The following is a 22,110-nucleotide window of genomic DNA, read 5'->3' on the forward strand; positions in this document are numbered from 1 at the left end:
ACCGCCGACTCTCACCAGACGGGTCGGCGTCAGACCCGCTCGACGAGCGTCGCGATTCCCTGTCCGAAGCCGATACACATCGTACTGAGACCGTACTGGCCGCCGCAGTCTTCGAGTTGGTAGGGGAGTTTCCCGAGGAGTGCCGCGCCCGTCGCACCCAGTGGGTGTCCGTGGGCGATGGCCCCGCCCCAGACGTTCGTCTTCTCCCAGTCCGCGCCCGTCTCTTCGAGCCACGCCCCGATGACCGACGCGAACGCTTCGTTCACTTCGAATCGGTCGATATCGTCTACGCTGAGGCTGTTTCGTTCGAGTATCTCGTTCGTCGCCGGAATCGGCCCCGTCAGCATCGTCACCGGGTCGACGCCGACGACGTGGGTGTCGACGATGCGGGCCATCGGGTCCCATCCGTACTCCTCACAGGCGTCGCCGGACGCGACGACTGTCGCCGCCGCGCCGTCGACGATACCGGAGGCGTTCCCCGGGTGGATGACGCCCTCGCCCTCCTCGCGGAACGCCAGTGGAAGGTTTCCGAGCGTCTCCATATCCGTCTCCGGGCGGGGGTGTTCGTCCTGTTCGACGACGTGTGTCTCGCCGTCGATTTCGACTTCGACCGGGACGACCTGTTCGTCGTACTTCCCTGCCTCGGCGGCCCGCCCCCAGCGCGACTGCGACTCCACCGCGATTTCGTCTACGTCGTCCCGCGAGAGGCCCCACTGTTCGGCGATTCGTTCGGCGCCTTCTCCCTGTGAGGTGAGTTCGTCGAAGTGGTCGAAGTACGTCGCCGTCACGTTCTCCGGGTCGGCGAACGTCAACCGGTCGACGGCAGAGTCCGACGCCATCGGGACGCGCGTCATGTGTTCGACGCCGCCGGCGACGAGGACGTCGTGCATCCCGCCACGAATCTGGCCGGCGGCGAAGTTGATGGCTTGCTGGCCGGACCCGCACATCCGGTTCAGTTGGACGCCGGGGATTCTGTCACCCCACCCGGCGACCATCGGTGCCAGTCGGCCGATGTTCATCCCCTGTTCGCCGATGGGTGAGACACACCCGTAGATGACGTCTTCGGGGTCCGCAGACCCGTCGAATCCGAGTCGCTCTTCGAGCGCGAGCAACGGTTCTGCGGCGAGGTCCTGTGGGTGAACGCCGCTGAACGACCCCTTTCGTTTCCCGAAGGGCGTCCGAACGGCGTCGACGATGTAGGCGTCCTGCATACTAGCGAAATCGGGGGGCCGGTCAATATTGTTTGTGTGGGGGACGTGGGCGACACGGAAACTCACGGACCGCCCGCCGGGAAAACAGAAACAGCGGTGCGTCGGTGGTCAGTCCTGCTTCAGCACTTCGATGCCGGCCAGTGGCGCGCCGGTCAGGGCGCGGATGTACGCGCCACCGGCGATAGAGACGTGGCCGAAGTCTGCTTCGTCCATGCCGTACATCTCGATGGCGCGCGAGGTGTCGCCGCCGCCGACGACGGAGAAACAGTCCGTCTCCGAGATTGCGCGGAGGACACCGACCGTCCCCACCGAGAAGCGCTCGTCTTCGAACAGACCGAGCGCGCCCTTCACGAAGACGGCCTCTGAGTCACGGATGATGGGGTCGTACGCCTCGACTGTCTCGGACCCGACGTCGAGGTACGCCCGGTCTTTCTCGTCGATGTCGGCGACGGCGACTTCGGCGCGCTCGTCGTTTTCGTCCTCGTAGGCGAGGTCAACGGCGAGTTTGATTTGGTCGCCACGCTCGTCGAGGAGCGACTCGATTGTCTCGCGGTTGGCCTCCCACTGGTCGTCGAAGAAGTCCATGCCTTCCAGGTCGAACCCGACGTCGTTGCCGGCGGCACGCAAGAACAGTTCGCCGGCGATGCCGCCGAGCAGGAACTGGTCGACTTTGTCGCCGAGGTTGTTCATCACGTCGATGACGTCTGTCGCTTTCGTCCCGCCGACGACCATCGTCACCTGCCCGTCGAACTCGCGGGTGGCGATGGAGGAGTTCGCTTCGTACTCGGACTGCATGACGCGCCCGGCGTAGGCGGGGAGTTCGAGGGCGAACCCGACGAGCGACGCGTGCGAGCGATGCGCCGCCGAGTAGGCGTCGTTGACGTAGGCGTCGACGTGGGGGGCGAGCGTCTGGACGAACTCGGTGTCCGCTTTGACTTCAGGGTCTTCTTCGGGGAGTTCCTCGTCACACATTCGGGTGTTTTCGAGGAGGAGAATCTCGCCCGATTCGAGCGCGTCGATGGCGTCGAGTGCCTCGTCGCCGTAGGTGTCGGCGACGAACTGGACGTCGCGCCCGACGTGGTCCGCGAGGATGGCGGCGTGCTGTTCGAGCGAGACGAAGTCGTCGCCGCCGGGGCGACCCTGATGGGCCATCAGGACGACTTTGTCTCCACGTTCGGCGAGTTCGCGAACCGTCTCCGCGTGGCGGTCGAACCGACGGTTATCCTGTACTTCGCCGTCTTCGACGGGGGAGTTGAGGTCGAGGCGGACGAGGACGCGCTGGCCGGGTTCGAGGTCGTCGAGCGTCTTGAAGGTCATCACCCGAAGGAACGTCCGCGGGTCACTTAGTGGTGTACAAAGCGGGCGAGGATTGTCTCACGCTTCCCCGAGTTCGACCGTCGTCGTCGGTTCGGCGACGTATCGACGACCACCGCCGCGTTCGCTCACGACGATTCGGGCCGAGACGGTCAGTTCCGTCGGCAACTCGTCATCGGACAGGAGAAAGTGCATGGGTAACTGGGAGAAGTCGAACTCGTCGAACTCGTCGATTCGAAGAATCGCCGCCTCGCTGTGGCCGTCCTCGACGAACGTGAACGGCGGGAACTCGGTCGTTCCTGGGAGACTGACGTAGACGACGGGATGCACGCCGGGTGAACTCGTCGTGAACGCGTACCGAACCGAGTCGAACGCAACTCGCTCACCCCGTCTGGTGTAGACGTCGAACGCGGCCATGTCGGTATCCGACTCGTCGTCTGTCGCTTCGGATGCGTTGACACCGAACTCCACGAGACGCTCGTCGTCGCGGCGGTAGACCAGTGAAGGCTGGCCACGGAGTTCCCCCTCTTGGGGGTCAGAGAGCGGTGTCGGTGTCGACGTCGTCGGCGCAGCACAACCGGTGAGGGGGACGACTGTCGCAGCGAGCGCGGGGAGAAACTGTCGGCGGCGCATCACTTGAGCCTCGCGCGCCCGCCATTATCGTTCTTCCGCTGGTCGCCGGGCGAAAGAGACGACACGACGATGCGGTGTAGACACCGACATCGCCGGTCGAAAAACGTAGCGAGTCGGAGCGAGTGTGCGCTTACTGGTGGGTGACGAAGTGGGCGACGTCGAGCATGCGGTTGGAGAAGCCGTACTCGTTGTCGTACCACGTCAGAATCTTGTAGAGGCCACCGTCGTTGACCTGATTGGTCGAGTTGAGGTCGACGGTGCTGGAGAACGGCAGACCGAGGATGTCACGCGAGGTGACTTCGTCGTCTGTGTAGCCGAGGACACCCGCGAGTGGACCGGAGTCGGCGGCGGCGCGGAAGGCGTCGTTAATCTCCTCGACGGACGGCTTTGCTTCGAGTCGAACGACGAGTTCGGTGAGCGACCCGTTCGGGACGGGGACGCGAATCGCCATCCCGTCGAGTTTGCCGTCGAGTTGGGGCAGAATATCGGTCGTGGCCTGTGCGGCACCCGTCGTCGTCGGGACGATGTTCTCGGCGGCGGCGCGGCCACGTCGCTGCTTCGAGTGCGGGCCGTCGATGAGGTTCTGACTCCCGGTGTAGGCGTGAACCGTCGTCAGGAGGCCGTTTTCGATGCCGAACTCGTCGTCGAGCACTTTCGCGACTGGCGTGACGGAGTTCGTCGTACAGGAGGCGTTCGAGACGACGTCCTCGCCGTCGTACTCGTCGTGGTTGACGCCGTAGACGATTTGCTTGACGGGTTCGTCGCCCTTCGGCGGTGCGGAGATGACGACTTTGTCCGCGCCCGCTTCGAGGTGCGCCGTGGCGTCTTCTTTCGTGCGGAAGATACCCGTACATTCGAGCGCCACGTCCACGTCGAGTTCGCCCCACGGCAGTTCTGCGGGGGACTGGACGTTGTAGAGGCCCACCGACGTCCCGCCGATAGTCAGGGCGTCGCCGTCGCGTTCGACGCCGTCGAGGCGTCCCATCACGGAGTCGTACTTCGCGAGGTACGCCATGTCGTCGAAGTCCATGACGTCGTTGATGGCGACCAGTTCGACCTTCGGATTGTCGAGGACGGCCCGGAAGATATTCCGGCCGATTCGCCCGAAGCCGTTGAGTGCCACCCGCACCACGTCCGACTCGTCTACGTTCCCGCCCGCGCTGAGGTAGGATTTTTCACTCATATTCGAGTAATAACCAAGCGAATATTGCTGTGCCAGCAGTATATCTGTTTCGGTAAATCCGGTCGAATCGAACGTTACCTTTCAGATATGGGCATGGAATTCGCAGAAACGAACACGACCGTTCACGTTCACACGACGACCGGCAGACGGCTATCCGACGGCCAGAGTGTGTCTCGCGGCCGAATCGTACTGGTTCGCTGCCAAGTGACTGTCACAGGCAGAAACGTTTTATCCTCCGATTTCATAGCGGCCCCCATGGTCAGAGACGACCGCGACGACCCGTTCGACAACATCTTCGACGAAATCGAACGGATGATGAACGACATGACTGGAGGAGACGCCGGATTCGCCTCCGAAACCCACATCGATGTATACGAAGAGGGTTCTACACTCCGACTCGTCGCGGACCTCCCGGGCGTCGACAAAGACGCGATAGACCTCAAGTGCGACGGCGAAACGCTGACGATTAGCGCCGCAGGTGACCGCCGCGAGTTCGACGAACGCATCCGCCTCCCGGCACGCGTCGACGAACACTCCGCGAAGGCCACCTTCAACAACGGCGTCCTGCAGGTCACGTTCGACCGCGCTGAGGACTCTGCCGCCATCGACGTCGAGTAATCGGCGACCGAGACGGCAGCGTTACGAGTTTTTCGCGACCCGTTCGACGAGCGCCGCCAGTCTATCGAAGAAGTCGTCGTCGTACTTCCCGTGGTCGATAGTCGGGCGCGCGTTGGTCTCGGAGACGACGACTCGGTCGCCCGATTCGAGGAGGTCCACGCCGAGGTAGTCGATTCCGAGTTCGTCGGCGACCACTTCCGCGAGTCGACGGTGTCGCTCGGGGAGGTCCACGCCGACTGCCTCCGCTCCCCGGTGGACGTTGTGTTTCCATCGCCCGTCCGCACGTGCGCGCTCGGGCAGGCGACGTTCGACGGCACCGACGACTGTCCCATCGACGACCATCGCACGGTAGTCACGCGCGTCCGGTAGCCACTCCTGGACGAGATACGACTTGTCGCCCGTCGCGCGGTAGTCGTGGACGAGGTTCAAGTGGTCGACGAGGCCGGACAACGAATCCGGGTCGTGTGCCTTCGCGATGCCGGCACCGCGAGTCGTGGAGTTCGGCTTGACGACGAGCGGATAGTCGAGTCCTGCCCGTTCGATAGCGTCCGCGAGAGAGGCTTCGTCGGTCGGATTCGAGACGTAGACGCTCCGCGGGACGGGAATATCGGCCGCCGAGAGCGCCGCGGTCACGCCCGCCTTGTTTCGCGAGGTGAGCACGTCGTCGCGCGTGTTCACCCACGGGATGTCGTGTCTCGCGGCGACGACGCCGCCTTCCATCGCCCGCGAGGGGTAGACGAACCCCACGTCGAACGCTTCCGACGGCGGTGCCGAGAGGTCGAGTGCGAACTCTTTGGCGCGGAGGTGCCCCACGTCGATACCGCGTTCGGCCAGTGGGTCTCGCATCCGCTCGAACGTCTCGCTACTGGTCGTCACCGCCAACCGAAGCATACGCTACGAGGAGTGGGCCGCGGGCAAAAGTGAGGTGGTTCTGTGCGAACCGCGTGCGAACTTACGCGACGAGCAGTTCTTCGCCGCGTTCAGCGAACGCGTCAAAGAATCACTGCGCGATTGTACGCTTACGCGACGAGCAGTTCTTCGCCGCGTTCGACCACGATGCGGCACGGCGGCGACATCTTGTTGTAGGCACGGCGGAAGGCGTCCTTCGCGATTGCCGCGTCCTCGACGTCACAGTAGATGGTAAAGACCGTCTCGCCCTTGGGGATGCGGGCGGCGGTGCCGACGACCTTCCCGAACGACTGGCGCATCCCGTCGGAAACACGGTCTGCACCTGCACCGGTTGCCTGCTTGTTCTCGCGGATGACGTGGTGCGGGAACTTGCGCAGGATCATCTTGTACTGCTTCTCGCCTGCGTTCTTGAGCATGAGGCGGTTGGCGGAGAGGCGCGCGGATTCGAGCGAACCGTGGCGAATCTGAACGTCCTCTTCGACCTTCAGGGATATCTGGACTGGGTAGTCCGTGGGGTCCGCCTGCAGGTCGCCCATGTTGTGCTGTGCGATTTTGGAACCGGGAATTCCCGTGATGTACTCGCGTCGCGTGTACGCCGGGTTCTTGATTTCCCGGTACATAGAGGCGGGCTTGTCTGACATGGTTACTTGTGAAACCGAAGGGTCAGGCGGGCTAAAAACGCTTCGAAGAGTCGTCGTGTAGCGGGCTGTGTGACCGTCTCACACGATAATTCCCTCTCTCTCCCGGTGTGACGCACCCCGTCACACCCACCGAAGTCACGCCGAACACCGCGACGGCGACGTTCGACGACGCCCTACCACACGCTTATCAGACTCCGCTCCTTCGGTTGGGCCGATGTTGCTCGTCTGCGATACGATGGTTCCCGATGGGCCGTCGTACTTCACCGACGCACTCTCCGCGCTCGCGCTCGACGGCCGCGAGGGTGCCGTCCACTCGCTCCCTCGGGATGGCCTACCGACGCTCTCGGACGTCGACGCCGTCGTCGTCACCGGGAGCACAGCAGGCGTCTACGAGGCCGACGAACGACCGTGGATAGCCGACGGACGGCGCCTCGTCCGCGAACTCGTCGCGCGCGAGGTTCCGACGCTCGGCGTCTGCTTCGGCCACCAACTCGTCAACGATGCACTCGGCGGCACCGTCGAAGCGGGTGACCAGAAACGTGGTCTCGTCGACGTCGAACTCGCCGACGACCCGATGTTCGAGAGCGTCTCGAACCACATCCCGATGGTCCACGGCGACTACGTGGTCGAACCCGGCGACAGAATGGAGACGATTGGGTCTGCGGACTACTACGACCACCTCGCGACACGTCACGAGTCCGCGCCCGTCTGGACCGTCCAGTACCACCCCGAATTCACCGACGCACTCCTCGACCGTATCGCGGACGACTTCGGGTGGCCCGACGACGCTCGCGACTTCCACGACGTGACGGCCGCGAGAACCGTCGACAACTTCGCCGCACTCGCTGGTCTCGACTGACTACGTGTCGGAGTCTGCGTCTCTTGCACCGCTCGTGTCTTCTGCGTCGTCGTCTTCGACTGGCGGTTCGCCCGTCTCGGGGTCGAGCGCGACGAACTCCAGTCCCTCGCGTTCGAGGAGTGTGGCTGCCCTGTCGGTGAGCGACGGTGCGACGAGGATACCACGAACCGGGTCGGTGTCGCCGAACTCGCGGCGAAGTGCGTCGACGTACCGCCCGAGTTGACTCGCCGCGGAGGGGCCGACGCGCCGCCGTTTCAACTCCACGACGACGGGGACGCCGTCGGCGTCTTCACCGAAGATGTCTATCGGGCCGGCGTCACTCTGGCGCTCGGTTTCGAGGGGGTCGAACCCCGTTTCGAGAATCGACGGGTTGGCGAGGATGTGCTGTCGCAGGTCCTCTTCGCTCCCGGAGAGTTCCAGGTCACTCCGGTCGTCGACGCCGTAGACCGAACACTGCTCGACGCGTTCGAAGTGAACGTCGAGTCGTTCGTCCGGATTCGACCGGGTACTGCGGATGCGGAGGCGGCCATCGCGGACGCTCGCGGAGTGGGTACACCCCGGGGGTTGCCAGTTGACTGGCGTGCGCTTTTCGTCGGTGTGGACGAGGATGGACCCGTCGGGTTTCAGAAGCACCAGTCGGTCACCGGGGCCGAGTTCGCTCGTCGCACGGCCGTCGTAATCGACGGTACACCGTCCGAAGACGGTGCACATCTCGCCCCGCTCGAACGCGTCTTCGAGGTGGACGAGTGCGTCGCGGTGGGTCGGCCGATGGAGAGTGTTTACCGTCATCCGGGTGTTGCTCGGAGTTCGTCTTCACTGGGCAAAAGCCCCACGTCGTCGTTCGGGACGTTCCGGTTCGCTGGCATGCTTATCTCCTTTCCATGCGTACTGGTAACATGGCCCCTGAATCCGCGGAGACCAACCGTATCGTGATGCCGGACGAGGAGATAGACCGGATACTCCGTGAGGAGGGCGTCGGTGTCCTCTCGCTCGCCGACGACGGCGTCGCCTACGGGTTACCGCTGTCGTTCGGCTACGACGCCGAGCGAAACAACCTGTATTTCGTCTTCCTCCGCCCGGGCGAGACGTCGCGGAAGACGGACTTCGCGATGCGGACTGCACGGGCGAGTTTCACTGTCTGGCAGTTCCCGTCGCGCTACGAGTGGCAGAGCGTCATCGTCGAGGGCGAACTCCACCCGATAGCGGACGACGAGTGGCGACACGTCTGCGGTATCCTCGAAGACAACGCTCGCTACCCGAGTCTCTTTTCGGAGACGGAATCGATGCAGGACATCCTCGGATGGGAACTTCGCATCGACCACCGGTCGGGTATCCAGCGCCACAACTGATGCGTCTCGCGTCTGCGCAGTGTGACCGCACTCCCGCGGTCCACCTTTTGCCTTCTCTGACGTCACGACACCTGTGATTTCGCGGAAGTGGCGGGTGCTCGGGACGCTCGCAGTAGCCGAGTTGTTCGCGATGTCGCTGTGGTTCAGCGCGAGCGCCGTCGCTCCCCAACTCGCGACGGCGTGGGGACTCGCTCCCGAACAGGCCGGGTTGCTGACGACCACTGTCCAACTCGGGTTCGTCGTCGGTGCGCTCGCGTCTGCGGCGCTGACGCTGTCGGACGTACTCCCGCCACGGTACCTCCTCGCGGGGTCCGCACTCGTCGGTGCGGCGGCGACAGTCGCGCTCGCAACCGTCGTGACGACACCGACTGCTGCACTGACGCTCAGGTTCGTCACGGGCGTCGCCCTCGCAGGCGTCTACCCGCCGGGGATGAAACTCGTCGCCGGGTGGTTCCGCGAGGAGCGCGGACTCGCCATCGGGACGCTCATCGGCGCGCTCACCGTCGGGTCTGCGCTCCCGCACCTCCTCCGCGCTGTCGGTGGTATCGACCGGCCGCGACTCGTCCTCCTCGGTGCGGCGGCGCTCGCGACTGTCGGTGGCGTGGTGGTCCTCCGCGTCCGTCCGGGACCCTATCAGTCTCCCGCCGCGCCGTTCGACCCTGCAGCGGTTCGGCGCATCCTGCGTGACCCGCCGACGCTCCTCGCCAACACGGGGTACTTCGGCCACATGTGGGAACTATACGCCGTCTGGACGTGGATTCCACTCTTCCTCGCGCTCGCCTACGACGCCTCCGACCACCCACTCGCGACGCCCGAAGCGGCCGCGTTGACTGCGTTCGGTGCGATTGCAATCGGTGGTGTGGGTGCGCTGGTCGCCGGGCGGGCGGCCGATATCTGGGGTCGAACGACTATCACGGCGGCCAGTATGGTCCTCAGTGGTCTGGCCAGTCTCCTCGCGGGCCTCGTCTTCGGTGCCTCTCCACTCGTGGTGGTCCCCTTCGTCCTCGGATGGGGATTCGTCATCGTCGCGGATTCGGCCCAGTTCTCCGCGGCAGTGACCGAACTCGCAGATAGTAGTTACGTCGGCACCGCGCTCACGCTCCAGACTGCGTTTGGATTCCTGCTGACCGTCGTCTCTATCCAACTGACGCCAGTCGTCGCCGACGCCGTGGGGTGGCAGTGGGCGTTCGCGCCACTCGCAGTGGGTCCCGTCGTCGGAACGCTGGCGATGTGGCGCTTGCGAGGGCGACCCGAAGCGGTGAAACTGGCCGGCGGCAGGGGGTAATCTGACACCCCCGTCATCGTGACTGTCGCGCCGACGGTATCGTTATCCTCCCGACGCGCGTATCGGTAGTTCATCGTATGCGCCGGATGACGCTCGCCGAAGGTCGGAAACTCGCGACGGCAGTCCGGACGCCGAATCCGACGCTTTCTGGCGTGCGACCCGACGCATCCGACGAGGTGCTCCGTCTCGTCGAAGACCCGTTCCGTGACGTCGCCGACGCTCACGACAGACTCGCCGCGCTCGAAGCACTCCTCTACGAACGCGGTGACCGCCGGGCCGCGTTCTTGACTATCTACGCTCGCGTGACCGCCGAAGTCGACGCCGGCCTCGAATACGGAGAGTTCGCCGACCCCGCGTGGGTCGCCGACTATCTCGTCACCTTCGCCGACCACTATCGACGGGCCTTCTACGCCTTCGAGTGTGGCCGTCGTGGGGAGGTTCCCGCCCCCTGGCGTCTCGCGTTCGAAACCGCACTCGGCGGCGAATCGCTCGTGACGCAGGACATCCTCCTCGGCATCAACGCCCACGTGAATTACGACCTCGCGCTGGCGCTCTCGGAAGTCGGTATCGACCCGAACAGACGGACGAAGTACGCCGACCACCGGCGGATAAATCGCGTCTTACACCGTCTCGTGGACGAAGAACAAGACCTCGTCGTCGAGCGCTACGCCGACGGCCTCGCCGACGTCGACGAGTCGCTCGGACGACTCGACGAAGCACTCTCGTTCTTTACGCTCCGTGAGGGGCGGCGAAATGCCTGGCGTGGCGCAGTCGCCCTGACCGACGGACGATACGACCCCGTCAAACGACTCGTTCGGTGGTATCTCGAGAGTGTCACCATGGGCGCAGGACGCTTCATCCTCGTACCGACGGAGAACGCCACGCTCCGTGACCGGTTGGAACGCCTCGAAGACGGCGGCGACGACCAGTAGTCTCGGGGGGTGGCCACGCCCGACCGAAAGCCGTTCTTCGAGAGGGGGTACTTAAACTACCCCAGATAGTGCGGTGATAGATACCTCCGAGTAACGCTCGTGTTTCTGAGTATGAACTCTCCCAGCACGCTCGCCGCGAACGGTGTCCTCGGCTACGACTCTCAATCCGGGGACACTGCGGAACCATCCGCCGTCCTCTCGGCCCTCAACGACACCGACAGTCGGCGCATCCTCGCCGTCTGTAACGAAGAACCGCGAACCGCACAGGAGTGTGCCGCAGTGTGCGACATCCCACTGTCGAGTGTCTACCGCAAACTCGACCAACTCTCCGAGGCATCGCTCCTCTCCGAAGGCCGCCGAATTCAACCGAACGCACACCACCCACGGGAGTTCTCGACGCAGTTCGACGCGCTCTCGCTCTCGTTCGACGCCGGTGTCTCGGTGAACTTCCGACAGGTCGCGACCGATGGCGGTGAAGAACCCAACGGACGGTGAGTTGGATGTCCGCACGACGCACCACGACGCGAGATTTCGGCGCACTGTTCGTCGAACTCACCGGACAGACGACGCTGACCGAACGGCGAGACGCCATCGCAGGGGCCGTCACCGAACTCCGCACAGAAGATATCGAGCTGTGGGAAGACGTGACGTCGGCAGTTCGTGAGACGGGTATGGAAGACGCGCTCGAAACTCCGGAGGTAAACGGATGATGACGCACTCAGCTGCAAAAGAGTACGTGTTCACGTGTCCGCAGTGTGACGAACAGTTCGAAGTCAACGACGGGATGCGAGACGCACTCCTCGAACGCGGGTGCCCAATCTGTACCTCGCCGGTTTCGACCACTGCGTTCTCTCCGGTCTGACCGGAGACAGGCAGTTCTCTCGGCCGTCTCGGAGGGTTCTTCGGCCGTTCGCGCCGTCTCTCGACGTTCTGTTTTCAACTGTGTCACGTATCGGAGAAACAGTAGGCTACATATACGAGCACTTCACGAATATGTACCATGGCCGACGGCACAGACTACACCTTCGTCTGCCCGGAGTGTGCGGAGTCTATGGAGGTAAACGGGCCGATGCGCGATGCCCTCATCGAAAACGGATGTGTCGTCTGTTCGTCGTCAGTTTCGAGTACTGCGTTCTCTCAGTCCTGAGTCGACTTCCTGTTCCCCGCCGTTCCGCGTGGATAGCGGGTCTGTCGTAATCTCGTTCACTCGTGGCGGACGTTCTCCAACTGGGACGAATCTTCGGCCCGAGAAGTAACAATGATTACGTCCGCCGCGAGTGGAGGCATACGAACCGATGTCTTTGGACCAACAGACAAGCCTCTCATCCGACGATATTGCTGAGCTTTTAGCTCGTCACGAGACGGCAGTGTTGTCGCTCGCGAAAGCAGACATCCCTTATGCAATCCCTATCTCTTACGGGTACGACACTACTGAAGGGCGATTCTACTTTCGACTCGTCTCGACTCCTGAGAGCGAAAAACGCGACTTCCTCACGTCGTCGCCGCGTGCACGTATCGTCGTGCAAGAATCTGACGGCAACGTGTACCGGAGCGCTATCGCGGAGGGGACGCTCGAACAGGTCCCCACGAGTGAACTCACCCCAGAACGCATCGTCCAGTACGGGAACGCGAAACGACCCCTATTCGAGATTTGGGCGAATTCGAAGAAGGACCTCGACATCCAACTCTTCGAACTCGACCCAAAGTCGCTCGGTGGTCGTGAGGTGCGCGTCGAGCAGGACGAGGAATGAGCACTCGGCACGCTCCCACCACGACTCACACACGTCGACTCGACGTCGCAGTGACGACCACCTCAGGAACGGAATCCAGAGGCTACTGGACGACGTAACCCATCTATGCCCTCCGGAATTCGTGCGACAGTCGAATTCGATTCTCCCGTCTGTCGAATCGCTTCGATTGCCCAAGCGACGGGGTCTATCGTCAGTTCCATCTCGACGAGTGTCGCATCGCCGCCCGACTCGGTGAGCGTCACCGAGTTCGCCGTCCACTCCGAAGACCCATCCGAGCATACGGACCTCGAACCCATCTTCTCTTACGGTACTACCCACCTGTTTCGAATCCAGCACGACGGAGGCGTCGGGTGTCCGTGTGAGTGTCTCGGAGAGTTCGGGTGCCCAATCGACCGCTACTTCACCCAAAACGGCACGCTGACGCTCGTCTTCCACGCTGCCGACTACGAACAACTACAGGCCGTCATCGGTGCACTCCGCGAACGGTTCCCGGACGTCGACATCAAACGTCTCGTCAGGTCTCCGAAGGGAGACTCGTCCGAAGATAACATCTTCGTCGACCGGGCGAAGCTCACGGGTCGTCAACTCGAAGTGCTCCAGACGGCCTACGAGATGGGGTACTTCGAGCGCCCGCGACGCGCCAACGCGACGGAAGTCGCTGCGGAGCTGGATATCAGTCAGTCGACCTTTTCCGAACACCTCGCTGCCGCACAGACGAAGCTCCTCGGAGACATCCTCGAAGAGGGGTGACGTCGGGGACTCGACCCTCACCAGAGAGGGAGTATATAAACGTCCCCGGATAACGTGGTTGTCCGTTGGTTTCTGTACGGCCACTCTACTGAGGTATGAGTCAGGCATCGCTTCCGAAGTCCATCCGTACCCACATTCACAACTCGAACGAGACTGTCGTCGCCGACCAAGAGACGATGGACACGCTCTTCGACGTGCTCGACGACGAAAGCTGCCGATGCATTCTCGAAGTGACCGACGGAACTGCGCTGTCTGCGAGTGAAATTTCGGAGGCGTGTGACCTCCCGCTTTCGACGACCTACCGCAAACTCGAACCGCTCACCGAGACAGGCCTCCTCTCGAAGGGATTACGCATCTCTCGCTCCGGGAAGCACACCGCCGAGTACGAGCGTGCTATCGACGACGTGACCGTCTCCGTCTCGGCGTCCGGGTTAGAGGTCCGTATCAGCCACCTCGACGAGTCCGAGAAATCGACCGTGACTGCCTGAACCCACACTGCGTCGCTGTACTCCCTTTTGACCGACGTCCACCGGACTTCCGACTGATTTCGACGGTGTCTCTGGTTGCTGTCTGGTTTCGCAGCCCCATATTCCAATTTCGCCGGGACTCGCTGCGCTCATCGGGTTGAAATCACAGAAGTGCCGCCTCCCGGATTGTGAACTCAGTGAGACGTCGTCTCACCTTCTCACACTCGCTTCGCTCGTGTGAACCTCACTCGCTCCTTTCAGTCGCTCGTTGATTCAAATCCGTTCAGTGAGCATTTTCACTGCTCACGTTGTTCGCAGGAAAATGCCGCCTCCCGGCATTGAACTGAAAGTTCAAATGCCCACCTACTCTAATTTAGAGTATGTCGAACTTGCCGCAGGGGATCGAAGCCCTCCACACACGGATTGAGGGCTCCGAAACGCTGACACCTGATGAGAAGGACGCCCTGCTCAGGTTCTCCGAGGAGCTCGGGATCCACAACTATTCGACCGGAAGACGAGTGAAGCACCTCCAGCATTGCACTATGCTGGCCGGCGACTCAGAAAAATACGACCCAGAACAACTACCCGGTCCAGATCTTGTGGACATCATTGGCGATTCAAGAGAGGCGAAATCGTCCGCGAAAAAGTACGTCAACTGGATCAACAGCCACTATGAGAGTGAAGAGTCGAAGCGGGATCTTCGAGTCGCAATCCGGATGCTCGGCGGTCATCTCACTCCGGGAGACCCGGAGGATGAGAAGCCGCTGAGCGTTGAGTGGATCTCTGCTGATCTTCCGGACGACTACGATCCCTCCCCCGACCCGACGAAGATGTGGCGGTGGGACGAACACATTCGCCCCGCACTGGATAATGCGAAGTACGCGAGAAACAAAGCAGCAGTCGCAGTCGACTGGGACGCTGGTCCTCGTTCCGGTGAATTTCGGTCGCTAACGGTCGGTGACGTCGGTGATCACAAGTACGGTATGGAGATCACCGTCGATGGACGACAGGGCCAACGAACGATTACGCTGATTTCATCTGTCCCGTACCTCAAGCGATGGCTCAAGGTACACCCACGAGGTGACGATCCAGAAGCACCCCTCTGGTGTGATCTGGACACCGGCCGGGACGTCAGTTACAAAATGAAGCAGAAGATGCTACGCAAGCCGGTCGAAAGGGCCGTTGAGAACGGGGAGCTCAAGCGACCCTCAAAGATGGGCTTTACTCGGATGAGAAAGTCCTCGGCGAGCTAGCTGGCTCGTAACAATGTCTCGCAGAAACCATCTGGAGCGGCACCATGGATGGGTCAAAAACAGCGCCGAGGCACGCCGGTACATTGCCGTGTTCGCCGACGACACATCACGTGAAATCGCACGAGCGCATGGAGTCGCTGTCTCGGAAGACGAGATGGATCCAATCGGACCGGTCGAATGCCCCCGCTGTCAGCGGGAAACGCCTCGAGACAAGGTGCAGTGTATGTGGTGTGGACAGGCGCTGACTCAAAAAGGCGTAGAGAAAATCGAAGAGCGGAGAGAGCGGCTATTTGACTCTGCACTTGAAGCAGAGGGCGAAATGAAGGAGCGTCTCAAGAGTGTCCAGAGTGAACTTGAGGAACTGCGAGCGTTGGGATTGGAGATATAAACAAGCGGCTCTGTTGAAATTCTCCCCGTCAAACCATAACGGATTGCAAGGTACAGAGCGTGTATGCAGCACGCTTGCAGAATTATCTATCAAAACGGGTTTTTCTCCAACTATTGAACATCACACCCACCTATCCGCTATTCTGGCAAGAAAAGTGTCGGGGAAATACAGACCCAATAGAGCTCCCTTAACCGCTTCCTCGAACTACTGCACCATCTCCTGTCCATGATGAAACCGGCCTACTGCCACCACAGCCAACTTGTCTAATGTCTCCCAAACAACCCTCCGCGTCAGTCAAACCGGATGTGTGTATCCTCCGTCACGACAACCACGTCTTCACCCAACGCCGTCCCCGTCGACGGCTCCGTCGCCACCACATTAATCTCCCAATCCTCCACCTCCATCAGCTCACCTGCAACCGCTGCCCGACCATCCACATTTCCCCGTATCTCCTGTTTCTCCGCCGGCAACAGGTCCGTCCCATCTAGCACCACCTTCGCCGCGACCGGTCCATCCGCCACCTCATCCTCCTCCTCATCTCCAACATCTTCCGAGTCGAGGTTCTCATACGACGCCGGAATCTCCGGTGCATACTCCTCGACTGCGACGTGGTCCTCGTCATCCAGCATCAGCTGCGCCGTCTCATGCCCGTAATCCAGTAACCGCGGCTCTCCATCCCAGAAACCCCAGTTCTGTGCCGCCACCACCTCGTTCGTCGCAATCCCCTGCTCATTCACCAGTTCCTGGCAACGCGATTCAATCAACTCTGAATCCACCTGTGCGGTCTCGGCAAACGGCATCAGCACCCACCGATACAAGTCCCCGGACGCAAGCACCGGTACCAAGTACGGACGAAGTTCATCCAGTGCCTCCTCCCATAGCCGTGCCTCCCACGCATTCTGGTACCGGCCATCCCGCGAATCAGCCCGGTAAATCGGCAGCTTCAGAACCAGCGCCGGCCCATCATACGCATCGCAGGCCGACGGCGGGATCTTCACCACGAACCGTGCACCGCCATCATCCAGATACTCCCACCCGTACTCCTCCACCGTCTCCTCCAACCACTCAATCGCCGGGGCAAGCCACCCGAAACTCGAGTCCCGCGACTCCCACGTCTCCGTAATCATCGGATAGTACCGCGATGAAAACTCCTCGATGTCCGCCCGTAACGTATCAAGAATTGTGAAATTAGTACCCGGCATCAGAATTACCTCGACAAAGACACACCGGTCAGATAACGGTTTACAATCCAACGGTGGACTTCTTGACGGATGTGAGTACCGACTATTTTGAACCCACTCGTGTATTCCAGTTGAGTGTTTCTGAGTGTCGTGCAATTGAATTTTGACGCCTGTCACAACCGAACCAACGCACACCGAACATCAATTCGACAGACATCACTGCTATTCCAACGCTCCCAGGATTTCGCAGTTGCTAATCTGAACAAAATCCACCACACGTAGGCCACACCTGAGTTTTCGGTCGGCTCACAATTCACTCGAACGCAGTGGTACTGAAAATGATGAGTGTGCCTTCCTCTTCGCTTTTGAATCAGGAGGTGTCGATGTATATCAGTAACCCATCGTGGTCGTATCCTTCCGTCTGGAGCGGTCGAAGCAGCGAAGGTAGTTCCTCAAGTTCGTTCGTGAGGTCAATCGCACGGCGGTTTGGTTTGACACCGAGGAGTTTCCAATCGCCGCCGTAGAGTGGTTCCTGATCCGTGTCATCTTCAAGACGTACCTTTCGGTACACGCTGAGCTGATTGCGCGTCAGATGTATCTTGAACCCTGTTTGGCCCTCAGGGAGGCTCTTGACCTCGTAACGCACTGGCTCGAATCCAGATGCTGTCTTCTTGAGACCAATCAGATCATATCCAGCACCATCCCAGGTCCGTGAGATGTGGAGTCCGCGTCCAAGCAGCTCACGGTCTCTGGTCTCTTCCCACTCACGGAGGGCCATCTGAAGTTGCTCAACGCTTTTCCCGGATCCTGGAATCGCAGAAACAAGTGCGTTGGAGACTGTCCCGAAGTCACCACTCGCGACTGCCTCATCGAGACACTCTGCGGTCCTCTCAGTAATCCACGTCAGCGCCGCCTGCTCGGCATCATCACCAACTGCTTTCGTTTGCTCCCATTCCGCTTCCAAATCAGCCAGCTCAACGATTCCACTCCCTGATTCGTTCGGCTCTGATTGTTCCACCTCGGGCCTAGCCAACCCCATCTTATCGGAGGGAACGACCTCTTCGACGGGGTCAAAACGCGGGGAGAACTCTCGTAACTTCGTTTCAAAATCATCTGCTTCCGGAATCTCAGCGCTTGGAACCGATGCTCCAAACGGGTCACGTCGGAGCCATTCAATCACGGCTGGTTCGGGGTCAAAGACTACCCGCTGACACGCAGTTCCTCGAACATACTCATTGAGATGGTTCGCTACCTCCGATTCCGAGATGGAAAGCTCCGTGTGTGCCTCGAGGAGGTGCTGAAGATAGGCGCATAGTCGATCCTCCTGAGACGAATACCACCCCTCCCAGACCGCCCGATGATGTTCGACACACGAGAAGTGAGGACGGAACGGTTTTTGCTCCTCTGTCAGGTCTAACTCACGAAGCGTTGCTTGTACTTCCTGACTCATCACGTCCCTTGGAGCGCTACTCATGACGATGTCTTCCGGACCAATGTGTGAGAGCCGCGTCCACGAGTCGCGCAGTTCAAGGCCGAGCTCACCAATCACCTCCCGAACTCGGTTCCGTAACGCAGCATATTCCTCGTCGTCAAGCTGTCTGAGATGACGGTTATACGCCTCGACGAGTGACATCGCGTCATACTTCTCAAGAATCCGCTCCACACGGTCAGTGCCACCGGACTCAAACGCGCCAAGAACATGAGCAAATGACGATCCAACCCCTCCTCGATTCTCTCCAAGCAAGAGTTCGACCAGAGGCTCTCCGAATTCATCCAGCGGTGGCGGCCCTTCCTGCCCCTCCGGAGTGTCGAAGATTATCGTTGGCGGCGCATCCTGAAGGAACAGCGCATGGTTGTAATCGCCTCTGAACTGAGGATCCGAACGTCGTGTCTCCTCACCTAACGTGGCCTCAAACTCAACCCAAGCATCATCGACATGCCGGATAACACGACTACGCCAGCGGTCCGCAGCCTCCGCTGGATCCACATCGGCTTGCGTCGTGGTTTCTGCTAATGCGAGTAGATGCGGAACAACCTGCTCTATCTTCGTATCAAGTGTTCCGACGGCCTCGCCACCTTCGCTGCCTTGACGAACTGGATGGACATGACGTGTGATCTCGAACGCAAGGTCGCTAAGTGGCTCATACCCCGCCAGAGTGTCCCGACCGATAATGGCCGTGACAAGGGGAACCTCGGAGAAGAATCGGCGCATTCGTTCGCGCTCGACGGTATCAGTGGGTATCCAGACACCGTCGCTGTCGGTCCAGGCAAGTGGCCGATCAGAGAGCGCTCGCTTATCTCGAACTCCTTGATAGACGAGTAGAGGGATAGTTCGCTCGTCATCCTCGGGTTCGTGTTCGCGGGCAATCGTGTTGAGAAGTCGATCAACGAGCTGCCGGAGTGCCTGTCGCGCTCTCGGGGTTTCCTCGATAACTGTGAGCATCGGGGCAGTCAATTCGTGTAGTTGTTCGAGTAACCTGAAAGCCGGGTCAGCGTTATTCTTGCTCAAACTGTCCATATCGGTGCCCGGGACGGCACCAAGTGCTGTCAGTAACTCTGATTCGATGGGGGCTTCTTTTGAGAGACTCCACAGTACGGGTGGAAGCTGTCGCTGCTGTCTCGATACCAGAGTCACCTTGGTGGGCGGAATCTGTGTCGGTGGATCCTCCATGATTACGGGGGGTTCAGCAGCTGCATCGGAGCCAGAGCTTGATCCCTCAACTGGGAACCAGGCGCTGTCTCGAAGTTGTGGAATTAACTCCAGTGGACGTCGACCACCTCCTTCGGATGTCTCTATTTCCAGGCGTTCCGCTGTGATGAGCTCTTCCAACCAATCCCATGCGGCATCAAGTGACTGTAGCCACGCAGTTGGATCCACGTCACCGTCCCGTCGTGGCCCCTCTCCGAACTGAAGGGGGCTCCACTGTGATCCAGCCGTACTCAACGCCGGCGGCGTCTCTGCCACGATCCCGTTGTCACCCCCTTCAACCAGAGTCAACTGGACACTGTCTTCTGGTGGAGCCGGCGTTACGCCGAGAAACAGAAGGAAGTCATCAAGCTCAACGTCTGCCGGTGGTGTCGGTAGCTGATCTCTCGCCACTCGGTCAAGGGTCAACTGCCGGGCTGGTTCCCACTTGCTCGCTCTCGTCGGGAGAAATAGCGTAGCGATAGATCTCCCGGCTGTCCGCGCATTATCACTATATACGTGATTCCGTAACGCACGCCACCCTGGACCGTACTCATCAGATTCTGCGGGTGAGACTGTCCCTCCTTGGGAATTCAGCGCGTACAGATCCATAGCGAACTGAATCAAGTCGTACTGCAATTCAGCCGCTTCCCCGGCATCCCCAGCGAGTGGAGTGTGCGTCCACGTATCGGTATCGTGAGGAAGCTGTCGGAGCTCACGAAGTACTTCCCAGCGGTTGAATTGGCTCGCACCGAGTGGCTGTGGCGACTCCTCGCTTCTGAACCCTGGTGGGAAATCGAATGACGTCACGGCCCGATTTGCTTCCCGAAGCGCACGCGGCAACTCAAGATCTGTCTCCTCAGAACGTCGAAGAAACAGCCGGCGGGTGTGGCGTTCTCCACGCCCGACCGTCGCATCGGCCTCTGAGCGCTCCGGCAACGGGACTGCCGGTACGAGCTCATCGGGCGGTAGTTCCTTCTGCGCGGTGACCGGTGCTACGCTTCCCCGCCTATTGCGGAGTGCATCACCCATTGCGGCTGCTGTTGACCGCCACGTCTTCGTGCTGCTGGAGTACTTACAGGCCCGGTCGATCCATCCCTTGGCAGCCGTCCAGAAGTCACGGTATGTCTGAACTGGCCATTGCCCCCTGGCTTCGAAGAATGCCGTTGCCAATACCGACCACTGTTGATACCTTTCGACATCTTGTGAGTCGTCACACGGGAACAACAACGACTCGAGGTGGTCAACAATCCTCTCTCCTGCCTCGGACTGGCTGGTAGCCGGGTTCAAGAACCTCCAAAGATCCGGGCGAGGCGACGTCGGTGAATCGTCTCCTGAGACTGTTTGAACAGTTCCGGGATCAATCCAGTCCCACTCGATGATGTCACTCGATACTCCCACTTCTGCGAGGATTTTGTTGAGGTGGATTTCGGCAGCTACCTCGAGCAGGGCTTCATTGTATGCTCCGATTGTCTCATCGTCAAGTCGCAAGCTAGTACGATCCGTTCGAAGTTGGAAATCGCCCTGAACATCGATCCCAAACGGGCTACTGATCAATGTCGGTAGATATCCGTAAACCCGCGATTGTGACGAACTGGAGGATTCCTCGGCAGCAAGGGACGGCTCAGTTGGCCAAGCGACGGCAGCACCGGGTGTTGATAACTCGTGTTCTGCCCCTCTGGCGAGTGATACTAACGGCTCTGATTCGGTTTTCCAGTGACTGATCGACAGCGATTCTCGTCCGTCCCGGACGTCGTTTTCTGGCCAGGTTCCTTTGTTGAATGACTGCCAGGGAGTCTCAAACTGAACGGTCAGGTTCTGACGATCCTCGAATAGCCCAACGAAATTCAGGTGACCCTGCTGGATTGCCTCAACTGACTCTTGGAGCTCGCCCATCCGTGATTCTAAAACCGGAACCACAACGACCGTCTTCAACCCCTGAATATCACTGGGGGTTGGCGGCTGTTCGGCGTCAAGCGGTAGCGGGAAGTGAAAACTCGGGCGTTGATCTTCTTCGCCAACCCGGACATCAATGTCGTTCAGGTATGTTTGATGTCCCGCTCGAACTTCTGGCACGCCCAATCTGGTTGTCCATGTCGCCCGGTCAAGCGGAGAGTGCATCTCGAGACCCCACCATTCCGGTTCTTCAGCAAACTGGCTCCAGACCCGAACGAAGTCGCCGAGCCAGAATACTGATCGAAACCCGATTCCTTTGTTCCCGACACTCTCGCCAGGTAGCTTATTGGACGTATGGAGTGAACATAGCGCGTTGAAATCGGGTCTCCGTTCGTCACTCGTTTCAGGAGGATTCTCGTAATCGTACTCTGGATTGACTCGGATTGGCGTCCCGTCGTTCCCGACAACAAGAGCGTAGTCAGTTGTTCCCCACGCGACCTCTCTGATTTCTACACTTACTTTGGAATCTGCCCGATCCAAGGCGTTCTGTAAGAGCTCGAAGAGCACACGACCTGAGTATTGGCGACGGATTGACTCCTCGTTCTGTAGTTGCTGATATGAGACTTCTCCACTCGTATCCTTATAATTAGAAAAGTGGCACTGAAACACTGATGCGACATCGTCCGGCTCCGGTACGAACCCCTCCGAACCCGAATTTTCCGGGATGTTCATTCATCACTCTCAAGCGTACTTTGAGCAGAACTCGTGCTGAACATACCTGTGAGTGTCACTCACTTTCAATGA

23 protein-coding genes are annotated in these 22,110 nt (G+C 60.4%); 14 read left to right on the top strand and 9 right to left on the bottom strand.

The features are described 5' to 3' along the window. Nucleotides 1–29: 29 nt before the first annotated feature. From ACK3R5_RS01670 to gap, 4 genes are all read right to left on the bottom strand, one after another. Nucleotides 30–1,211 (bottom strand): thiolase family protein, encoded by a 1,182-nt coding sequence (locus ACK3R5_RS01670; RefSeq protein WP_411967847.1) that lies wholly within the window; start codon nucleotides 1,209–1,211, stop codon nucleotides 30–32. A 108-nt stretch (nucleotides 1,212–1,319) separates the two neighbouring features. Then, complete coding sequence (locus ACK3R5_RS01675; RefSeq protein WP_411967848.1) at nucleotides 1,320–2,528, bottom strand: phosphoglycerate kinase; 1,209 nt, start codon at nucleotides 2,526–2,528, stop codon at nucleotides 1,320–1,322. Between the two features lie 57 nt (nucleotides 2,529–2,585). Then, nucleotides 2,586–3,158 (bottom strand): hypothetical protein, encoded by a 573-nt coding sequence (locus ACK3R5_RS01680; RefSeq protein WP_411967849.1) that lies wholly within the window; start codon nucleotides 3,156–3,158, stop codon nucleotides 2,586–2,588. Between the two features lie 130 nt (nucleotides 3,159–3,288). Continuing rightward, complete coding sequence (gap, locus tag ACK3R5_RS01685; RefSeq protein WP_411965348.1) at nucleotides 3,289–4,341, bottom strand: type I glyceraldehyde-3-phosphate dehydrogenase; 1,053 nt, start codon at nucleotides 4,339–4,341, stop codon at nucleotides 3,289–3,291. A gap of 255 nt (nucleotides 4,342–4,596) precedes the next feature. Between gap and ACK3R5_RS01690 the strand changes: the two genes are divergently transcribed. After that, nucleotides 4,597–4,959, top strand: coding sequence for an Hsp20/alpha crystallin family protein (locus tag ACK3R5_RS01690; RefSeq protein WP_411965349.1), 363 nt, complete (start codon nucleotides 4,597–4,599; stop codon nucleotides 4,957–4,959). A gap of 21 nt (nucleotides 4,960–4,980) precedes the next feature. Here the strand turns inward: ACK3R5_RS01690 and ACK3R5_RS01695 are convergent, their stop codons facing one another. Beyond that, nucleotides 4,981–5,850, bottom strand: coding sequence for an ATP-grasp domain-containing protein (locus ACK3R5_RS01695; RefSeq protein ID WP_411967850.1), 870 nt, complete (start codon nucleotides 5,848–5,850; stop codon nucleotides 4,981–4,983). A 128-nt stretch (nucleotides 5,851–5,978) separates the two neighbouring features. Then, a complete protein-coding gene (locus ACK3R5_RS01700) occupies nucleotides 5,979–6,509 on the bottom strand; it encodes a 50S ribosomal protein L16 (RefSeq protein ID WP_411965351.1) in 531 nt (176 codons plus the stop codon). A gap of 214 nt (nucleotides 6,510–6,723) precedes the next feature. Between ACK3R5_RS01700 and ACK3R5_RS01705 the strand changes: the two genes are divergently transcribed. Further along, on the top strand, nucleotides 6,724–7,368 hold the full coding sequence (locus ACK3R5_RS01705; protein ID WP_411967851.1) for a type 1 glutamine amidotransferase: 645 nt from the start codon (nucleotides 6,724–6,726) through the stop codon (nucleotides 7,366–7,368). On the opposite strand, the gene nucS is transcribed toward ACK3R5_RS01705, so the two are convergent. Beyond that, nucleotides 7,369–8,157, bottom strand: coding sequence for an endonuclease NucS (nucS, locus tag ACK3R5_RS01710; protein WP_411967852.1), 789 nt, complete (start codon nucleotides 8,155–8,157; stop codon nucleotides 7,369–7,371). A gap of 107 nt (nucleotides 8,158–8,264) precedes the next feature. Between nucS and ACK3R5_RS01715 the strand changes: the two genes are divergently transcribed. The 12 genes from ACK3R5_RS01715 (at nucleotide 8,265) to ACK3R5_RS01770 (ending at nucleotide 15,543) form a co-directional block, all read left to right on the top strand. Continuing rightward, complete coding sequence (locus ACK3R5_RS01715; protein ID WP_411965354.1) at nucleotides 8,265–8,717, top strand: pyridoxamine 5'-phosphate oxidase family protein; 453 nt, start codon at nucleotides 8,265–8,267, stop codon at nucleotides 8,715–8,717. Nucleotides 8,718–8,790: 73 nt separating this feature from the next. Beyond that, complete coding sequence (locus tag ACK3R5_RS01720; RefSeq protein ID WP_411967853.1) at nucleotides 8,791–10,002, top strand: MFS transporter; 1,212 nt, start codon at nucleotides 8,791–8,793, stop codon at nucleotides 10,000–10,002. Nucleotides 10,003–10,079: 77 nt separating this feature from the next. Beyond that, nucleotides 10,080–10,934 (top strand): DUF5995 family protein, encoded by an 855-nt coding sequence (locus ACK3R5_RS01725; protein WP_411967854.1) that lies wholly within the window; start codon nucleotides 10,080–10,082, stop codon nucleotides 10,932–10,934. Nucleotides 10,935–11,045: 111 nt separating this feature from the next. Next, nucleotides 11,046–11,429, top strand: coding sequence for an ArsR/SmtB family transcription factor (locus ACK3R5_RS01730; protein WP_411965357.1), 384 nt, complete (start codon nucleotides 11,046–11,048; stop codon nucleotides 11,427–11,429). Between the two features lie 5 nt (nucleotides 11,430–11,434). After that, a complete protein-coding gene (locus ACK3R5_RS01735; RefSeq protein WP_411967855.1) occupies nucleotides 11,435–11,644 on the top strand; it encodes a hypothetical protein in 210 nt (69 codons plus the stop codon). Then, on the top strand, nucleotides 11,644–11,796 hold the full coding sequence (locus ACK3R5_RS01740; protein ID WP_411965359.1) for a zinc ribbon domain-containing protein: 153 nt from the start codon (nucleotides 11,644–11,646) through the stop codon (nucleotides 11,794–11,796). Before ACK3R5_RS01735 ends, ACK3R5_RS01740 begins: the two co-directional genes overlap by 1 nt. A gap of 138 nt (nucleotides 11,797–11,934) precedes the next feature. Next, on the top strand, nucleotides 11,935–12,081 hold the full coding sequence (locus ACK3R5_RS01745; protein ID WP_411965361.1) for a hypothetical protein: 147 nt from the start codon (nucleotides 11,935–11,937) through the stop codon (nucleotides 12,079–12,081). A gap of 148 nt (nucleotides 12,082–12,229) precedes the next feature. Continuing rightward, on the top strand, nucleotides 12,230–12,685 hold the full coding sequence (locus tag ACK3R5_RS01750; protein WP_411965362.1) for a pyridoxamine 5'-phosphate oxidase family protein: 456 nt from the start codon (nucleotides 12,230–12,232) through the stop codon (nucleotides 12,683–12,685). A 105-nt stretch (nucleotides 12,686–12,790) separates the two neighbouring features. Beyond that, complete coding sequence (locus ACK3R5_RS01755) at nucleotides 12,791–13,435, top strand: helix-turn-helix domain-containing protein (protein WP_411967856.1); 645 nt, start codon at nucleotides 12,791–12,793, stop codon at nucleotides 13,433–13,435. A gap of 95 nt (nucleotides 13,436–13,530) precedes the next feature. After that, nucleotides 13,531–13,923 (top strand): helix-turn-helix domain-containing protein, encoded by a 393-nt coding sequence (locus ACK3R5_RS01760; protein WP_411965364.1) that lies wholly within the window; start codon nucleotides 13,531–13,533, stop codon nucleotides 13,921–13,923. Between the two features lie 359 nt (nucleotides 13,924–14,282). After that, nucleotides 14,283–15,155 (top strand): site-specific integrase, encoded by an 873-nt coding sequence (locus ACK3R5_RS01765; RefSeq protein WP_411967857.1) that lies wholly within the window; start codon nucleotides 14,283–14,285, stop codon nucleotides 15,153–15,155. Between the two features lie 13 nt (nucleotides 15,156–15,168). Then, nucleotides 15,169–15,543 carry a hypothetical protein gene (locus tag ACK3R5_RS01770; protein WP_411967858.1) on the top strand — a complete coding sequence of 125 codons (375 nt, stop codon included), beginning with the start codon at nucleotides 15,169–15,171 and terminating at the stop codon, nucleotides 15,541–15,543. A 290-nt stretch (nucleotides 15,544–15,833) separates the two neighbouring features. Here the strand turns inward: ACK3R5_RS01770 and ACK3R5_RS01775 are convergent, their stop codons facing one another. Further along, nucleotides 15,834–16,745, bottom strand: a complete 912-nt coding sequence (locus ACK3R5_RS01775) for a hypothetical protein (RefSeq protein WP_411967859.1) — start codon at nucleotides 16,743–16,745, stop codon at nucleotides 15,834–15,836. 349 nt (nucleotides 16,746–17,094) lie between these two features. Continuing rightward, nucleotides 17,095–21,873: a hypothetical protein gene (locus ACK3R5_RS01780; protein ID WP_411967860.1), complete on the bottom strand. Its 4,779-nt coding sequence runs from the start codon at nucleotides 21,871–21,873 to the stop codon at nucleotides 17,095–17,097. Nucleotides 21,874–22,110 lie beyond the last annotated feature (237 nt).

The organism is Haloferax sp. YSSS75 (assembly GCF_046764215.1).
Taxonomy (GTDB): Archaea; Halobacteriota; Halobacteria; order Halobacteriales; family Haloferacaceae; genus Haloferax.

Excerpts from the sequence above, each read along its gene's own strand:
- ACK3R5_RS01770 (WP_411967858.1), top strand. The coding sequence starts at position 15,169 with ATGTCTCGCAGAAACCATCTGGAGCGGCACCATGGATGGGTCAAAAAC.
- ACK3R5_RS01675 (WP_411967848.1), bottom strand. The coding sequence starts at position 2,528 with ATGACCTTCAAGACGCTCGACGACCTCGAACCCGGCCAGCGCGTCCTC.
- nucS (WP_411967852.1), bottom strand. The coding sequence starts at position 8,157 with ATGACGGTAAACACTCTCCATCGGCCGACCCACCGCGACGCACTCGTC.
- ACK3R5_RS01765 (WP_411967857.1), top strand. The coding sequence starts at position 14,283 with ATGTCGAACTTGCCGCAGGGGATCGAAGCCCTCCACACACGGATTGAG.
- ACK3R5_RS01670 (WP_411967847.1), bottom strand. The coding sequence starts at position 1,211 with ATGCAGGACGCCTACATCGTCGACGCCGTTCGGACGCCCTTCGGGAAA.
- ACK3R5_RS01755 (WP_411967856.1), top strand. The coding sequence starts at position 12,791 with ATGCCCTCCGGAATTCGTGCGACAGTCGAATTCGATTCTCCCGTCTGT.
- ACK3R5_RS01715 (WP_411965354.1), top strand. The coding sequence starts at position 8,265 with ATGGCCCCTGAATCCGCGGAGACCAACCGTATCGTGATGCCGGACGAG.
- ACK3R5_RS01690 (WP_411965349.1), top strand. The coding sequence starts at position 4,597 with ATGGTCAGAGACGACCGCGACGACCCGTTCGACAACATCTTCGACGAA.
- ACK3R5_RS01695 (WP_411967850.1), bottom strand. The coding sequence starts at position 5,850 with ATGCTTCGGTTGGCGGTGACGACCAGTAGCGAGACGTTCGAGCGGATG.
- ACK3R5_RS01750 (WP_411965362.1), top strand. The coding sequence starts at position 12,230 with ATGTCTTTGGACCAACAGACAAGCCTCTCATCCGACGATATTGCTGAG.
- ACK3R5_RS01740 (WP_411965359.1), top strand. The coding sequence starts at position 11,644 with ATGACGCACTCAGCTGCAAAAGAGTACGTGTTCACGTGTCCGCAGTGT.
- ACK3R5_RS01700 (WP_411965351.1), bottom strand. The coding sequence starts at position 6,509 with ATGTCAGACAAGCCCGCCTCTATGTACCGGGAAATCAAGAACCCGGCG.
- ACK3R5_RS01745 (WP_411965361.1), top strand. The coding sequence starts at position 11,935 with ATGGCCGACGGCACAGACTACACCTTCGTCTGCCCGGAGTGTGCGGAG.
- gap (WP_411965348.1), bottom strand. The coding sequence starts at position 4,341 with ATGAGTGAAAAATCCTACCTCAGCGCGGGCGGGAACGTAGACGAGTCG.
- ACK3R5_RS01725 (WP_411967854.1), top strand. The coding sequence starts at position 10,080 with ATGCGCCGGATGACGCTCGCCGAAGGTCGGAAACTCGCGACGGCAGTC.
- ACK3R5_RS01680 (WP_411967849.1), bottom strand. The coding sequence starts at position 3,158 with ATGCGCCGCCGACAGTTTCTCCCCGCGCTCGCTGCGACAGTCGTCCCC.
- ACK3R5_RS01735 (WP_411967855.1), top strand. The coding sequence starts at position 11,435 with ATGTCCGCACGACGCACCACGACGCGAGATTTCGGCGCACTGTTCGTC.
- ACK3R5_RS01760 (WP_411965364.1), top strand. The coding sequence starts at position 13,531 with ATGAGTCAGGCATCGCTTCCGAAGTCCATCCGTACCCACATTCACAAC.
- ACK3R5_RS01730 (WP_411965357.1), top strand. The coding sequence starts at position 11,046 with ATGAACTCTCCCAGCACGCTCGCCGCGAACGGTGTCCTCGGCTACGAC.
- ACK3R5_RS01775 (WP_411967859.1), bottom strand. The coding sequence starts at position 16,745 with ATGCCGGGTACTAATTTCACAATTCTTGATACGTTACGGGCGGACATC.
- ACK3R5_RS01705 (WP_411967851.1), top strand. The coding sequence starts at position 6,724 with ATGTTGCTCGTCTGCGATACGATGGTTCCCGATGGGCCGTCGTACTTC.